This is a genomic window from Streptomyces sp. NBC_01750 (assembly GCF_035918095.1).
In the GTDB taxonomy this organism is placed as follows: Bacteria; Actinomycetota; Actinomycetes; order Streptomycetales; family Streptomycetaceae; genus Streptomyces.
In genome coordinates this window covers 4,197,814-4,211,763 of sequence record NZ_CP109137.1, presented here as the reverse complement: position 1 = coordinate 4,211,763, position 13,950 = coordinate 4,197,814, and the positions used below count along the sequence as shown (strand labels likewise).

Here is a 13,950-nt window from a genome sequence, read left to right as displayed (position 1 = left end):
ATGTGTGGAGCAAAGGCCGGCGGCCCCGACGCTTCGACGATCAAGCCCGGTGAGACGACCATCCAGGGCAGCGTGACCCGTGACGGCGAGCCCGTCACCGGCTATGTGCGCCTGCTGGACTCGACCGGCGAGTTCACCGCCGAGGTCCCGACCTCGGCGACCGGACAGTTCCGCTTCTACGCGGCCGAGGGCACGTGGACGGTGCGCGCGCTCGTTCCGGGTGGCACGGCGGACCGTACGGTCGTCGCGCAGACCGGTGGCCTCGCCGAGGTCGCGATCGCGGTCTGATTCATCACGTACTGGCCGAAGGGCCGCACCCCAGGGGGTTGGACGCTTCCTGATCGGGGTGCGGCCCTTCGGTCGTCCGCGTCGCCGGCCGTACGCTGGAGGTATGTACGCGCGACGCCGGCGTGGTTACTTCCTGCTGATGGGCGGATGCGTCTTCCTTTTCGTGTCCGCGTGGGCCGTCGTGCGCCTCTGGTCGATCCCCGTCGCCGTCGGCATGTGCGTCGTCGCCATGGTCATCCCGCCGGTCGCCGCGATGTTCGCCAACGCGCGCGGCCCCGAGGACCGCTGGTGGGACGACCCGTCGGGGGACCCGAAATCCGACGAGTGGTGGGACGAACTGGACGGCAAGAAGCGCCGGTCCCAGTAGCCCGATGGTGGACAAGCCGGTTTGGTGGTGGACGAACCGGTCCGGTGGCCGGCTGACGGACGAGTCCGCTAGTAGACGAGCGCCTGGACGCCGTCCGGCATGATCTCGCTGACGAAGACCTGCGCGCCCGCGATCCGTACGCCCTCGAGCACGTCCTTCTCCGTGATGTCCCGACGGACCGCGCACTGCGTGCAGAGCGTGATCTGCCCGGTCGCCTGGATCGTCTCGATGAGATCCGGCAGCGGCGCGGCATGCGGCAGTTCGAACTCGGCCGCGCGGCCCGGCAACGCGAACCACGCGGACTCACCGGTCAGCCACAGCGAGACCTCCACACCGCTGGCCGCGGCGACGGCCGCCACCGTGAAGGCCTGCGAGCAGCGCTCGGGCGCATCGGCCCCGGCGGTCACCTTGATCACGAGCTTCTTCGCCATGCTCCGAACTGTAATGCGCGGGGGACAGAGCCCCGTGCGCCGCCCGCGCGTCCGCTGCTCGCGGGTCCGCCGCATCGCCGCGGGCGACACCGAAGCGGCGAATCTTCCCGTCGAGTAAGGGCGGGACCCGGCCGTCCCCATCCAGTCGGATGGTGCCCCACGGGACCAACTGCCGGGGCAGACCCCGCGTGCCGCCACCTCGCGGAGATCTCCGTGGCCCCACCCATTAGGCTGGGACCCGGCCCTTACCGCCCACACCGCACATCCGAGGAGCACCCCGTGCTTGAGGCATTCTTCGAAGCCCTGCTGGTCCTGGTCTGCGTCGGCGTCGCCGCCTTCGCCGGTCTGACCGTGAAGAAGCTCTACCAGGGCCAGCGTTAGTCAGCGCCGCTCCGCGCTCGTCACCCCGTATCTCTACAGATCGCCAGAGCTCTCATGATCGAGATTCCGTCCGACCTGAACCCGGGCCTCGTCCCCCTCGCCTTCCTCCTCGGTACCTGGGAGGGTGTGGGCGTTTCCGACTTCCCCGGCGCCGAGAAGTGCAACTTCGGCCAGGAAGTCACCTTCAGCCACGACGGCCGGGACTTCGTCGAGTACGTCTCGCACACCTGGGTCCTCGACGCCGAGGGCAAGAAGGTCCGTCCGCTGGAGTCCGAGACCGGCTACTGGCGTATCGACCCCGACCGCAAGGTCGAGGTCGTCATGGCCCGTGACCAGGGCATCGTCGAGATCTGGTACGGCGACCTCGCCGACCAGAAGCCGCAGATCGACCTGGTGACGGACGCGGTCGCGCGCACCGGGGCCTCGGGGCCGTACAACGGTGGCAAGCGGCTCTACGGCTATGTGAAGGGCGACCTGATGTGGGTGGGCGAGAAGTCCACTCCGGAGGTCCCGCTGCGCCCGTACATGTCGGCGCATCTGAAGAAGGTCGTCTCGCCGGAGCAGGTCGAGGAGTGGGCCAAGGACCTCGGCGATCTCCCGGACGACGGCATCGCCTTCTTCAAGTAGCCCGCCGGGCCTGGTTCGAGACCATGTGCGGCCGCTGATCACCGGCGCCGCGGCGACGGGTCCGGTGCTCGCGGCGGCGGACCGCCGTTCGCCGCGCGCCGCCCCGCCGCGGGATCAAGGCCGACAACCGCTCCCCGCGGCCGAAGCGCCTGCCTACACTGGGTGCGTGGTGAGCACCGACTGGAAAAGCGATCTGCGGCAGCGCGGCTACCGGCTGACGCCGCAGCGCCAGCTTGTCCTCGAAGCCGTCGACACGCTCGAGCACGCGACGCCCGACGAGATCCTCTCCGAGGTGCGCAAGACCGCCTCAGGCGTGAACATCTCCACCGTCTACCGGACCCTGGAGCTCCTCGAGGAGCTCGGCCTGGTCTCCCACGCCCACCTCGGCCACGGTGCCCCGACGTACCACCTCGCCGACCGGCACCACCACATCCACCTGGTCTGCCGGGACTGTACGAATGTGATCGAGGCGGATGTCACCGTCGCCGCCGAGTTCACTTCCAAGCTTCGCGAGACCTTCGGTTTCGAGACGGATATGAAGCACTTCGCGATCTTCGGCCGCTGCAAGAAGTGCACTGCTGAGGCCTCGACCACCGAGTCGTAGGCTTAGCGCATGAAGAGCCCTCTGCTGTCCCTGCCCGGTGCGGTCGCCGCCGAAGGCCATGACGAAGGCGTCGCCGCGCACTACGGCGATCTGTTCCGCGAGCAGCGCGCCCTCGCGGGCGGCACCGGCCTCGTCGATCTCTCGCACCGCGGCGTCGTCACCGTCACCGGCGACGACCGCCTGAGCTGGCTGCATCTGCTGCTCACCCAGCATGTGAGCGAGCTCCCGGTCGGCCAGGCGACCGAGGCGCTGATCCTCTCCGCGCACGGCCATATCGAGCACGCCCTGTATCTCGTCGACGACGGCGAGACGGTCTGGGCGCATGTCGAGCCGGGCACGCAGCAGGAACTCATCGCGTACCTGGAGTCGATGAAGTTCTTCTACCGGGTCGAAGTCGCCGACCGCACCGAGGAGTTCGCGGTCGTCCACCTTCCCGCGGGCTCCATCGCCGAAGTGCCCGATGGCGTTGTCGTACGGGAGACCCCACACGGTCGCGACCTGTTCCTGCCGCGCTCCGGCCTCGAGGCGTACGCCGCCGCGAACGGCCCGGTCGCCGGGATCCTGGCGTACGAGGCACTGCGCGTCGAGACCCACCGCCCGCGCCTCGGCTTCGAGACCGACCACCGCACCATCCCGCACGAGCTGGGCTGGATCGGCAGCGCGGTCCACCTGGAGAAGGGCTGCTACCGCGGCCAGGAGACCGTCGCGCGTGTCCACAACCTGGGGAAGCCGCCGCGCAGGCTGGTCTTCCTGCACCTCGACGGCAGTGAGGTGCACCTGCCGGGCCACGGCACTCCGGTGCGGCTCGCTGCGGACGGGGAGGAGGGCCGCCAGCTGGGCTTCATCACCACGTCCGCCCGCCATCACGAGCTCGGTCCGATCGCGCTCGCTCTGGTCAAGCGCAATGTGCCGGTGGAAGCGGAGCTGCTGGCGGGCGACACGGCGGCCTCGCAGGAGCTCGTGGTCGAGCCGTAGCTCCGCGGGCTTCGGCGAGTACCCGGACCTCGGCGCGTGCCCGGACCTCGGCGAGTGCCGAGGCCTTGATCGGACCCGGACCGCGCTCCGTACTCAGACCTCGATCAGTACGGTGAACGGGCCGTGATTGGTGAGCGAGACGCGCATGTCCGCCCCGAACCGGCCCGTCTCCACCCGCGCCCCCAGCGCCCGCAGCTGCGCCACCACCTCGTCGACCAGCGGTTCGGCCACATCGCCGGGGGCAGCTGCGTTCCAGGTGGGGCGGCGGCCCTTGCGGGCGTCCCCGTAGAGAGTGAACTGCGAAATCACCAGCAAGGGCGCGTTCACGTCGGAGCAGGACTTCTCGGCCTCCAGAATCCGGACCGACCAGAGCTTGCGGGCCAGCTGCGCCGCCTTCTCCCCGGTGTCCTCGTGGGTCACTCCCACCAGCACACACAGCCCTTCGCCGACGATCTCGCCGACCGTCTCGCCCGCCACGACGACGCTCGCGCCGTCGACCCTCTGCACCACTGCACGCATACAGACCAACCTATCTGGGGCTGAACGGGTGCAGAGCACCTGCGTCGGGACCTTCCGGAGTGGCACCATGCACGGAGGCGGTGCAGCCGCACCGGTCGAGGGGACGGACATACGCACATGAGCACATCTGGCGCCGGACAGCCGTCCGGTCCCGTATCGCTTCCCACACCGCTGCCTGCAGCGCATCCACCGCCGCTTTCCGTTCCGACCTGTGCCGGCCGCTCACGTGCCGCGCGACCGCCCCAGCAGCGTTCCGGGGATGCCGTGCCTGAGTCCCAGCAGCGTTCCGGGGATGCCGTGCCTGAGTCCCAGCAGCGTTCCGGGGACGTCGTGCCTGAGCCCCCGCAGCACGATCTCGCGGCACTGCTCCTGCCTGAGCTGCGGATTCTCCGCCGCGACTCGCATCGCGACGAGGCGGACCTCAGCTATGTGCGGCGGCTGCTCCAGGGCCGCATCGACATCCTGCGGGCCGAGCTGGCGCGGCGTACGGACCCTCAGACGCCGGTCGTCCCGGAGACCACCGTCGTGGACCGGCTGTCGAAGATCCTGGCCGACGCCCCCTCGCGGCACCGCTCGTCGGCACGGCACGTGACGCTCTCCACACCGCACAGCGAGGAGTACCGTCGGCTGGCCGCCGACATGCTCTCCGAGGTCGAGCTCTCCGACCTCGACGCCCGTACGGACGAGGAGCTGCACGCGGCCATGGGCAGGCTGATCCGCTACGAGCAGCAGGTCTCACGCAGCCGTCAGCTGCTGCAGCGCACGGCGGACGATTGCAGTGCCGAGATCGCCCGCAGGTACCGTGAAGGCGAAGCACAAGTAGACGACCTGCTCACCTGAAGCGATCCTTCCGGGAGCGGGCTCACGCCCCGGAAGGCCCACGATGCGCACCTCCACCACTGCCATACCCCCGGTCCTCGCCGAAGTCGTTCGTTCCGGCTTTGTCGAGGGCCATCACAGGGGGTCGCTCGTCGTCCTGGCGGCGGACGGCAGTGTGGAATTCGCGCTCGGGGACCCGTCAGTACCGGTCTTCCCGCGCTCCAGCAACAAGCCGATGCAGGCCGCGGCGGTCCTGCGCGCCGGGCTCGACATCTCAGGGGAGCGGCTGGCGCTGGCTGCCGCGAGCCACTCGGGAGAGGGCTTTCACCTCGATCTCGTACGGAAGATGCTCGCCGAGCACACGCTGGCGGCCGATGAGCTGCAGACGCCGCCGGACCTGCCGCTGGACCCGGCCGAGGCCGAGGCGTATCTCGCGACGGGCCAGGTCCGTGACAAGGTCACGATGAACTGCTCCGGCAAGCACGCGGCGATGCTGGCGGCCTGCGCGCTGAACGGCTGGGACAGGACGAACTACCTGGACCCCGGGCATCCGCTGCAGCAGCTGGTCCACGACGTGGTCGAGGACGTGTCCGGTGAGCGGGTCACGGCGGTCGGCACGGACGGCTGCGGCGCTCCGCTGATGGCGATCAGCCTGACCGGACTGGCCCGCGCTTTCCGCCACTTCGTACTCGCCGAGCAGGGTTCGGCCGAGCGCCGGGTCGCGGACGCGATGCGCGCCCACCCCGAGTACGTCGCCGGTACGCGCCGCCCCGACACCTGGCTGATGCGCGAGGTGCCGGGCACGCTGTCGAAGATGGGCGCGGAGGCGGTCCAGGCGGTGGCGCTTGCGGACGGCCGCGCGCTGGCCTTCAAGGTGGACGACGGCTCGACGCGGGCGCTGGGCCCGGTGCTGGCCCGTGGCCTCGAGCTGCTGGGTGTGGACGCCGGAGTGGTGGCGCGGATCGGGCACACGCCGCTGCTGGGCGGCGGCATGGAGGTCGGCGAGATCCGGTCGGCGTTCTGAGTCGCCCGGGGCTGCCGGAAACCCGGATGCGAGCAGCTCGGCGTTCGGCCTAGCGTGAGACACATGAGTGTCGAAACCCGCACTGTCACCGAGTCAGAATTCGCCGACTGGCTACGGGCGTTGTCGACCGGATTCCTGAGGCCACCGGTGTTCTCCGAGGGGGAGATCGCCGAACGCCTGGCGCACACCGATCTCTCGCGGGTCCGCGGTGTCTTCGACAACGGCCGCTGCGTGGCGACGTTCCGCTCCTTCGCCCAGCAGCTCACCGCGGTGGGCGGCGCCGCCCTTCCGGCGAGCGCGGTCTCCAATGTCACCGTCTCGCCCACACACCGCCGGCGCGGCCTGCTCAGCGGGATGATGACCGCGGACCTGGCGGAGGCCAAGGAGCGGGGGGACGTCGTATCCACGCTGATCGCCGCGGAGTACCCGATCTACGGCCGGTACGGCTACGGTCCGGCCACCTGGATCACCGAGTGGGTGGTCGACGTCCCGCGCACCGGCCTGGACCCGCGCTGGTCGGGCCCGGACGACGGCGGCCGGATCGACCTGGTCGACGGTACGGACGTACGCAAGCTCGGCCCGGAACTGCACGCACGGCTCGCGGCCCGGCAGCCGGGCGCGGTGAACCGCGACGAGCGCTGGTGGCAGGTCAACACGGGCCAGGCGGCGCTGACGGGCGACCCCTGGACGGAGCGGTTCTACGCGGTCTACCGCTCGTCGGCCGGCGAGGTCGAGGGCCTGCTCGCTTACCGGGCGGACGACAAGTGGGGCGACGCCAAGCAGCCGCTGAACACGGCGACGGTCCGGGACATGATCGCGCTGACGCCGTCGGCGGAGCGTGCGCTGTGGCACTTCGTGTGCTCGGTGGACTGGATCACCACGGTCAAGTCGGGCTACCGCGCCCCGGACGACCTGCTCCCGCTGCTGCTCCCGGATCCGCGCGCGGCGAGGATCCTGACGCAGGCGGACTTCTTGTGGGTGCGGATCCTGGATGTCGTGCGGGCCCTGGAGGCGCGTACGTACGGGACGGCCGCGACCCTGGTCCTGGACATCCGCGACACGGCGGGCCTGGCGGCCGGCCGCTTCCGCCTGGACGCGTCGCCGGAGGGGGCAGTGTGTGTTCCGTCGAGGGAGTCGCCCGATCTGGCGCTGGATGTACGGGAGTTGGGCGCGCTGTACCTGGGTGACGAGTCGGCGGTACGGCTGGCGGCGCTGGGCCTGGTGGAGGAGGGGCCGCCGCGGGCGGCGGGGACGGTTGACGCGCTGTTCCGGACGTCGAGGCGGCCTTGGTGCCCGGACATCTTCTGACTCCTGCGCTGTGATGCCCGGGCGGGCGGCCGAGGCTCGGCGGCCTGTCAGGTGCCGGCGGTCATGGCCGGAGCCACCAGCAGGATGCCGCCGATGCCTGCGCAGGTGGGGTTCTCGGCTTTCACTCCGATGGTCAGGAGGGTGAGTCCCAGCGCGGCCATGAAGCCGAACCGCCACTGCACGTACTGCTCGAAGACAAGGGTGAAGAGGGGCATTGGTGGTCACTCCTTCAGGGGAGGGGCGCCGGTGCCCGCACACCGTTGTGCGGCTGGGACGAGATGCAGCCTTGTTCTGAGCTCCAACTGCCATACAAATTCAACCGGTTGACCTGATTGATTAATGCCCTCCTGGGGTATGTCCGCAAACTTGTATGGTCATTCGGTTGTCTCGCTGAGTCCGGGATCCTAGTTGTTCGGTTGTGTGGGGCATCTCTGCTTTGCCGTAGGGGAGTTGTAAGGTTGTGGGGTGACGAGCCATGGGTCTGCCCCGAGAGAGACCACGTACAGGTACAGGTGGGTCGCGGACGAGCTGCGCAAGGAGATCAACGACGGGACTCGTAGGCCGGGGGAGCGCCTGCCCACGCAGGGTGAACTGGCCACGCAGTACCAGGTCTCCCGTGCCACCGTGATTCAGGCGCTGGACCTGCTGCGGGAAATGGGGCTGATCGTCACCCGCCAGGGCAGTGGGACGTTTGTGAACGCCGAGCGGGGTGCGCCGGTGGTGACAGCCGACGGTGGCGGCCATATTGACGACGACGGTGAGGATGCCTGGCCCGTCGCCTCGGAGCGCGTGCCTCCGGCACGCGTTGCCGTGCCCTCGTCCGAAGCGGTTCCGGCCACCGGCGAGCCCCAGCAGACCGCCGCCACGCTCGGGACCCGCGTCATGGAGGCGTTCGAAGCGCCCCATGTCCGTATCGATGCGATCTGTCTGACGTCGGAGTCCCTCAACCTGGCACTCGCCGAGCCGTTGCAGGCCATTCGCTCGGATCAGATCAGGCCCGAGACGGTGAAGGTCCGGGTGATGGTGCCCTCCCGGGACCTGGAGCTCGCTTTTCCCCGGCCGACCGAGGAGGAATCCGGCGACGGGCGGCTGGTGCACGAGCACTGGCTGTCGTTGCGCAACAGCCACGGCGCCGTCCTGCGGCAGAGCCTGCGCGCCCTGCGCAGCACCCGCGGCATCGACGTCGAGGTGACGCTGAAGGCTTTGCCTTTCACTCCGCCCGTGAAGCTCTATCTGCTGAACGGATGCAAGGCATTCTTCGCGTTCTATCAGATCAAGAAGCGTGAAGAGCAGATCGACGACACACCCATGGAGATCTACGACGCGCTCGGCAGCGATTCGATGCTTTTCCCCTTCGAACGCGGCGAAGGGACGTGGGACGAGGCGTTTGTGACCCAGGCGCAGGAGTGGTTCGACGGTCTGTGGGGCACGCTCGCCAAGGGGATCACCCTCGGGAGCTGACCAGCCACCAGTTCCGGAGGAGGAGCACCAGGAGGATCGAGGCGCCGCACAGCGTGCCGGTCCGCCGAGGTTCCCGGCGGTCCGCCGCAAACGGAGCCAGGGTTCTCAGTCGCGCCGACATGGCCGCACCTCCCCAACCACGCAACCGGCCAAGGCTGTTGCGGGCAAGATGGCATGTGAAGGCACCGGAACCGTGTTCTCGGCCCCGATGGACGGAGCGATGTGACTGAACCGCGCGCGACCGATCTGCGCGACCTCCTCGCCGCCGTCAAGTGCGTGCTCCTCGACTTCGACGGCCCCGTGTGCCAGCTCTTCGCCAGGCACACGGCCCCTGCGGTGGCCGCCGAACTCAGGGACTGGATCCAGCAGCGCTTCCACGACGAGGTGCCGGTGCCCGAGGGTTCCGTCGACGATCCGCATGCCATCCTGAGCGCGGCCGACGACAGACACCGGGGCAGCGAACTGGTGGGGCACCTGGAGGAGCTGCTCACCGCCGAGGAGCTTCGTGCCTCGGTGACAGCGCACCCGACCAAGGATGCGAACAGGCTGATACGCCGGCTCAGCGCGGTGGGTTTCCGGCTGGCCATAACGACGAACAACTCTGCGAGGGCCGTACGGAGCTATCTCGACCGTGAGGGGCTCACGGACTTCTTCGGTGAGCATGTGCACGGCCGTATGCCCGACCCGCGACTGCTCAAGCCGAATCCGGACTGCCTGAGGCGGGCTCTGGAGACCACGGGCTCGACAGCGGAGGAATCCCTGATGATCGGGGATTCGCCCGCGGACTACGAGGCAGCCAAGGAGCTCGGGGTTCGCTTTCTCGGTTACGCGCGTAACCAGGCGAAGCGGCGACGGCTGGAGGCTGTCGGGGAAATGCTGAAAGTGTCCTCGCTCGGGCAGCTGCTCGACGCCGTCGAGCCGGGCCTCAGGGTGGAGTAACGGGCGAGGTGTGCCTGTCGCGTGGGAATCGGATCACCGGCGCGATGGACCTTGCTGGTGATCTTTCCCCGGAATCTCCCGCCTCCGCCCCGGCGGGAGCGGTAACTTCCTCAGTCAGTTGCTGATCCGGGCGGACTACCGAGGGCACGCGTACATGACAGTCGAGGCGGCATCCGAGGCTCGCCGGCAAGCAGCCGGGCTGAGCCGGGACGATCGGTTCGTGGAGGGGCCCCTCAAGGGCTACCACCATGAGACGTACGCCTTCCCGCTGCCCGCCGAGAATCCGCTGGCCACAAGGTTCGAGCGGGGCAAGCTGCGGTCGCCGCGCGAGGAACTGCTCTGGTTCGACCGTCGGTGTTTCGCCTCGGAGGACCGGCTCCTCATCGCGCTGCGCGGCCGGATCGCCCGTATTCCGGAGTGCTTCGAGGTCGCGGAGAACGTCTGTCTGCAGGGGTTCATCGAAGGGCGGACGCTTTCCAGAAGGCCGCTCTCGGACCGTCATCTCCATCAACTCGGCCGGCTGTTTGAAGAGCTGGTGGGGGTCAAGGCGGATGAACTCGACATACGACGGAACGCCGCCGTCGCCGATCGGCCGACCGACACCGACACCGATACCGAGACCGAGACGGACACCGACGCCGACTCGGGCGCTTTCCTGCGCGGGCTCATCCGCTTCACTGAAGAGCAGGTGTACGGCGAGAACGCCGGCCGGTTCGGGACGCTCTTCGATGAACTCGGCGTCCCTGAAAACCCGTTGGAGGAGCTGAAGAGAGCGACGGTGAGACTTGCATCGCGCCCCTTCGCTCTCATCCATGGCGACCTCCACCGGGAGAACTTCATCGTCGATCCCGCGGGCGACCTGTGGACGATCGACTGGGAGCTCGCCGCGATCGGTGATCCGCTCTACGACCTGGCGACGCACCTCCATCTGATGCGCTACTCGCAGAAGGAGGAAGAGCGGGTCAAGGAAGTGTGGCGGGCGGCTGTGGAGGGCGTGCGGCCCGGCAGTTCCGACGGATGGGAGCAGGACCTTCAGGTGCTGCTCTCCTACAAGCGGGCGCAGTCCGTCTACACGGATGTGATCCGTACGGCTGTGGCCCTGGGTTCCGGCCCGAAGCCGAACTGGCAGTTGCTGCCCCGGGCCGCCTGGCGGATCCATCTCGTTCTCAAGGCGGCTGCCGAGCCGCTGGGTCTGTCCGAAGTGCCGACACTCCGGCAGGTCATGGCCGCGTATATGCGGTGGCTCCGTGCGTACCCAGGCCGTACGGACCCTTGACAGCACCCCCGACAGCGCGAGCGCCACCGCCGGAATCCCCTCGCGCCACAACAGCGCCGTCCACGGCTCCGCCTCACCTCGCCCCCCGAGCCCACCGCGCTCACATCGTCAGCAGCACCTTCCCCCGCAGCGTCCGTGCCTCGATCGCCGCATGCGCCTCCGCCGCGCGCGTCAGCGGGAACGTGCCGCCGATCACCGGTCGCAGCCGGCCCGCGGCCGCCTCTTCCAGGGCCTTCGCCGCCAGGCGCACGTACTCCTCGTCCGAGAGCTGTACGTCCCCGATGCCGAGCAGCTTGATCGCACGGCGCTCCGCCTCCGCCGCATCCACCGGAGCGAAGCCGCCCGTCGGCGCCCCGTGCGCCGAGAAGATCCCGCCGTCCGCCGTCAGCGCGAAGGCAGCCAGGCCCGGAGCGCCGCCGACCCCGTCGAGCACCACGTCCGCGCCGGCCGGGCCCAGCGCCGCGCGGGTCTGTGCGACCCAGTCGTCCCGGGTCGCGTCCACGACCACGTTCGCACCCAACTCCCGCACCAGGGACGTCTTCCGCTCACCCCGGGCCACCCCGGTCACTTCCGCCCCGGCGGCCTTCGCCAGCTGTACAAGCAGAGTGCCCATGCCGCCCGATGCGCCCAGGATCAGCACCCGCTCGCCCGCGCCGAGGCCGGTGGACTCCAAAAGCGCGCAGGCCGTGACGCCGTCGTGGACCAGGGCGGCGGCCTCCTGCAGTCCGAGACCGTCTGGGACAGGGACCAGCTTGGCCACGGGGGCCACGGCCTGCTCGGCGTAGCCGCCGGTGAAGCCGAGGGCGGTGATGACCCGGCGGCCGATCCACGCCTTGTCCACCCCCTGGCCGACCGCGCGCACCGTACCCGCGATGCCGCCGCCCGGCACATACGGTGGTTGGACCGCGAAGTGCTCGCCGAACGCGCCGGACCGCACCTGCGTCTCCACGAAGATCGTGTCCACCGCGGAGACAGCCACGACCGCCTCGCCCGGACCCGCCAGTGGATCCGGGACCTCCGCCGTGACCAGAACCTCAGGGCCGCCGAATTCCTTCACCTGTGCTACGCGCATGCCGTCCACTCCCCAATTCGATAACTTGCGAGAAGTCTGGAACCTCAACTGCGATTGAGGTCAACTCCGACTTCGTACGCTGCGGAGTTGGCGGTGAGATGGGCCTGGGGAGTGCCGCCCCTCGTCCGCTGCCGCCGGAGCTCGAACGCGTCAGGACACCGTAGGAACTAGGCACCCACCGTGCCGTCGATCCCCTCGCGGAGGAAGTCGGCGTGGCCGTTGTGCCGGGCGTACTCATGGATCATGTGCAGCATCACCAGCCGGAGTGACACGTCCTCACCCCACTTGGTCTGGTAGCCGGTCACATCGAGGGACTCGGCCTGCTCCTCGATCCGGCGTGAGTGCTCGATCTCCGTCTGCCAGGCCTCGAAAGCCTCCGAGCGCGTGGACTCGCTCGCGTCGTACGCCTCCTGGAAGTCGCCCTTGTCCGACCAGACGTACGGGATGTCCTCCCCGTTGATCACCCGGCGGAACCAGGCGCGCTCCACCTCGGCCATGTGCCGTACCAGGCCGAGCAGGGAGAGCGTCGAGGGTGGCATGGACTGGCGGCGCAGGTCCTCGTCGGAGAGGCCGTCGGCCTTCATGGCGAGGGTGGCGCGGTGGTAGTCGAGGAAGGCGCGCAGCGTTTCGCGTTCGCCTCCGGTCAGGGGCGGGCCTATGCGTTCGACGGTCACTGTGCATTCCTCTCGGCGCTGCTGCGGTGCGATGGTGCTGCGGTCCTGCGGTGCTGCGGTGCTGCGGTGCTGCGGTGCTGCGGTGCTGCGGTGCTGCGGTGCTGCGGTGCTGCGGTCCTGATCTGATCCTCTCGCATACTCCGCGATCCGCACGACGGCCCTGCACGCCCTCGCCACCACCGCGACCACCGCGACCACCAAGTGATCGTCTACTCCGCTGGGTCGAGTGACTGCCCGTAGACGGCGGTGAGTTCGGCCGCCAGTTGCGCGAGCCGCTCCCTGGCCTCCGGTGGGTCCAGGACCTCGACGCGTGCTCCCAGCCCCGCCAGCTGCGCCGCCACGATCTCCGGTGACGGGCCGTCGATCTCGATCTCCAGCCGGCCGTCGGCAAGGGGCGACCCGGCGATCCGCAGCCGCCCGCCGAACAGCCCCTGCAGGACCGGCTCGGCGCCCCTCTCCGCCCGGGCGCGTACCGTCGCCGCGAGCATGCGGTCCTCCATTCCCGAGGCGAGGGAACGCCAGGCCGTTGGCAGGTCGAAGCCGTCCGGTCGGACGACCGGATCGCCGGTCGGGGTGACCGAGATGACGCGGCTGAGGCGGAAGGTCCGCAGGCCTTGGGCCGTGCCCGCGACGAGATAGCGGACGCCCGCCTTGGACGCGAGGCCGAGCGGATGGACCGTACGCTCGCCCGCGGGTCTGCCGGGGCGCGCGTATCCGAGGCGGATCTGCGTGCCTTCCACCACCGCCCTCTGGAGCGCGTCGAGATGGGGTGCCGAGGCGGTGACGGGGGAGCGCGACCAGTCCGTGTCGTCGGTGACACCGGCGTTCGCGGCGGCCTCCGCACCGGACCGCAGTGTCGACGGCAGCGCCCGTACCAGCTTGCGCAGAGCCGTCCGCAGTTCGGGCGTGGCGGACGACGGTCCCGCGAGCAGGAACAGTGCCCGGATCTCGTCGGCGGTCAGCCCGGTGAGGTCGGTCCGTGCCCCGCCGACCAGTGACCAGCCGCCGCCGCGGCCGCGCTGCGAGTACACGGGAATGCCGGAGGTCGCGAGCGCCTCAAGGTCGCGCCGGGCGGTGCGTTCGGACACTTCCAGCTCCGCGGCCACCTCGGCCACGGTCACCCGTCCCCGCGTCTGCAGGAACAGCAGGGTCGCCACCAGACGATCAGCTCTCACAGCAGATCAT

General features: G+C 69.5%; 17 protein-coding genes. 11 read left to right on the top strand and 6 right to left on the bottom strand.

From position 1 onward, the window contains the following. Both OG966_RS18805 and OG966_RS18800 read left to right on the top strand, forming a co-directional pair. The gene (locus OG966_RS18805) at window positions 1–288 is read left to right on the top strand and encodes a DUF1416 domain-containing protein (protein WP_018101653.1); all 288 of its coding nucleotides are present in this window, start codon (window positions 1–3) and stop codon (window positions 286–288) included. Between the two features lie 103 nt (window positions 289–391). Continuing rightward, the gene (locus OG966_RS18800; RefSeq protein WP_326650864.1) at window positions 392–655 is read left to right on the top strand and encodes a DUF3099 domain-containing protein; all 264 of its coding nucleotides are present in this window, start codon (window positions 392–394) and stop codon (window positions 653–655) included. Between the two features lie 68 nt (window positions 656–723). Here the strand turns inward: OG966_RS18800 and OG966_RS18795 are convergent, their stop codons facing one another. Then, on the bottom strand, window positions 724–1,086 hold the full coding sequence (locus tag OG966_RS18795; protein WP_326650863.1) for a DsrE family protein: 363 nt from the start codon (window positions 1,084–1,086) through the stop codon (window positions 724–726). A 435-nt stretch (window positions 1,087–1,521) separates the two neighbouring features. On the opposite strand from OG966_RS18795, the gene OG966_RS18790 reads away from it, so the two are divergent. The 3 genes from OG966_RS18790 to ygfZ all read left to right on the top strand — a co-directional run bounded on the left by OG966_RS18790 (window position 1,522) and on the right by ygfZ (window position 3,673). Continuing rightward, window positions 1,522–2,094, top strand: coding sequence for an FABP family protein (locus OG966_RS18790; RefSeq protein ID WP_326650861.1), 573 nt, complete (start codon window positions 1,522–1,524; stop codon window positions 2,092–2,094). Window positions 2,095–2,260: 166 nt separating this feature from the next. Further along, window positions 2,261–2,698 (top strand): Fur family transcriptional regulator, encoded by a 438-nt coding sequence (locus tag OG966_RS18785; protein ID WP_326650860.1) that lies wholly within the window; start codon window positions 2,261–2,263, stop codon window positions 2,696–2,698. 9 nt (window positions 2,699–2,707) lie between these two features. Further along, a complete protein-coding gene (gene ygfZ, locus OG966_RS18780) occupies window positions 2,708–3,673 on the top strand; it encodes a CAF17-like 4Fe-4S cluster assembly/insertion protein YgfZ (protein ID WP_326650859.1) in 966 nt (321 codons plus the stop codon). A 93-nt stretch (window positions 3,674–3,766) separates the two neighbouring features. Here the strand turns inward: ygfZ and dtd are convergent, their stop codons facing one another. Next, window positions 3,767–4,192 (bottom strand): D-aminoacyl-tRNA deacylase, encoded by a 426-nt coding sequence (dtd, locus tag OG966_RS18775; RefSeq protein WP_326650858.1) that lies wholly within the window; start codon window positions 4,190–4,192, stop codon window positions 3,767–3,769. A gap of 117 nt (window positions 4,193–4,309) precedes the next feature. On the opposite strand from dtd, the gene OG966_RS18770 reads away from it, so the two are divergent. From OG966_RS18770 to OG966_RS18760, 3 genes are all read left to right on the top strand, one after another. Then, on the top strand, window positions 4,310–5,032 hold the full coding sequence (locus OG966_RS18770; protein WP_326650857.1) for an RsiG family protein: 723 nt from the start codon (window positions 4,310–4,312) through the stop codon (window positions 5,030–5,032). A 43-nt stretch (window positions 5,033–5,075) separates the two neighbouring features. Beyond that, window positions 5,076–6,035: an asparaginase gene (locus tag OG966_RS18765; protein ID WP_326650856.1), complete on the top strand. Its 960-nt coding sequence runs from the start codon at window positions 5,076–5,078 to the stop codon at window positions 6,033–6,035. 63 nt (window positions 6,036–6,098) lie between these two features. Continuing rightward, complete coding sequence (locus OG966_RS18760) at window positions 6,099–7,343, top strand: GNAT family N-acetyltransferase (protein WP_326650854.1); 1,245 nt, start codon at window positions 6,099–6,101, stop codon at window positions 7,341–7,343. A 47-nt stretch (window positions 7,344–7,390) separates the two neighbouring features. On the opposite strand, the gene OG966_RS18755 is transcribed toward OG966_RS18760, so the two are convergent. Continuing rightward, on the bottom strand, window positions 7,391–7,558 hold the full coding sequence (locus tag OG966_RS18755; protein ID WP_326650853.1) for a hypothetical protein: 168 nt from the start codon (window positions 7,556–7,558) through the stop codon (window positions 7,391–7,393). 250 nt (window positions 7,559–7,808) lie between these two features. Between OG966_RS18755 and OG966_RS18750 the strand changes: the two genes are divergently transcribed. The 3 genes from OG966_RS18750 to OG966_RS18740 all read left to right on the top strand — a co-directional run bounded on the left by OG966_RS18750 (window position 7,809) and on the right by OG966_RS18740 (window position 11,019). After that, a complete protein-coding gene (locus OG966_RS18750) occupies window positions 7,809–8,804 on the top strand; it encodes a winged helix-turn-helix domain-containing protein (RefSeq protein ID WP_326650852.1) in 996 nt (331 codons plus the stop codon). Between the two features lie 222 nt (window positions 8,805–9,026). After that, complete coding sequence (locus OG966_RS18745; protein ID WP_326650851.1) at window positions 9,027–9,743, top strand: HAD family hydrolase; 717 nt, start codon at window positions 9,027–9,029, stop codon at window positions 9,741–9,743. Between the two features lie 220 nt (window positions 9,744–9,963). Beyond that, window positions 9,964–11,019, top strand: coding sequence for a phosphotransferase (locus OG966_RS18740; RefSeq protein ID WP_326650850.1), 1,056 nt, complete (start codon window positions 9,964–9,966; stop codon window positions 11,017–11,019). A 100-nt stretch (window positions 11,020–11,119) separates the two neighbouring features. On the opposite strand, the gene OG966_RS18735 is transcribed toward OG966_RS18740, so the two are convergent. From OG966_RS18735 to OG966_RS18725, 3 genes are all read right to left on the bottom strand, one after another. Further along, window positions 11,120–12,091, bottom strand: a complete 972-nt coding sequence (locus tag OG966_RS18735; protein WP_326650848.1) for a zinc-binding dehydrogenase — start codon at window positions 12,089–12,091, stop codon at window positions 11,120–11,122. 167 nt (window positions 12,092–12,258) lie between these two features. Beyond that, the gene (locus tag OG966_RS18730) at window positions 12,259–12,765 is read right to left on the bottom strand and encodes a DinB family protein (RefSeq protein WP_326650847.1); all 507 of its coding nucleotides are present in this window, start codon (window positions 12,763–12,765) and stop codon (window positions 12,259–12,261) included. Window positions 12,766–12,974: 209 nt separating this feature from the next. Beyond that, window positions 12,975–13,940, bottom strand: coding sequence for a helix-turn-helix transcriptional regulator (locus tag OG966_RS18725; RefSeq protein ID WP_326650845.1), 966 nt, complete (start codon window positions 13,938–13,940; stop codon window positions 12,975–12,977). Between the last annotated feature and the right edge of the window lie 10 nt (window positions 13,941–13,950).